The organism is Achromobacter sp. Marseille-Q0513, assembly GCF_018195695.1.
In the GTDB taxonomy this organism is placed as follows: Bacteria; Pseudomonadota; Gammaproteobacteria; order Burkholderiales; family Burkholderiaceae_B; genus Achromobacter.
Window position 1 is genome coordinate 1 of the sequence record NZ_JAGTJY010000487.1, and the last position, 512, is coordinate 512.

Sequence of the window (512 nt, forward strand, 5' to 3'; positions counted from 1 at the left end):
CGGTGGGCACCGCGCGGCGCGCACTGGCTGGGGGAGCGCGAACCAAGGATGCCGTTGCCATTCTCGATGCGCTGGAACTGCTCGATGGCGCCCGCGTTGACCCCGCCACCTCCCGCTACGCGCAAGAGGTGCTGAGCCGCCTCAAGGCTAAAGGCCACGGCCAGGTGCTCAACCGCAGCGAACTGCTGTCTGGCTCGTCCGACATCGAGTATTTCGCGCCAATCAAGTACCGGCTCGAACCCGACCTGCTGATCACCGTGCTGGGCGGCCTGGTCTATTCCGGCGACCTTGTGCTGTCGATCACCGGCGACAAGATCGACTCCGGCAAGCTGGCGCAACTCGCGGAGCGTTCGCTGGAGGAACTCAAGCAGTTCAAGCATGTCGAGGCCCCCAAGGAGATCAACCTCGCGGTGCTACGCGCCTTGTTCGAGCTGTTCGATCTGCCATCCGGCCTGGCTCAGAAGGCCAGCCAAGGCGATACCGAACCCGTCATCAAGCTGCAAGAGAAGGTC

Annotated in this window: 1 protein-coding gene; it reads left to right on the forward strand. The window is 63.9% G+C overall.

Translation table 11 applies throughout. The features are described from left to right. Nucleotides 1–512, forward strand: a 512-nt coding sequence (locus tag KDH83_RS31405; RefSeq protein WP_249205479.1) for a DUF6079 family protein, incomplete at both ends; no start/stop codon positions are given.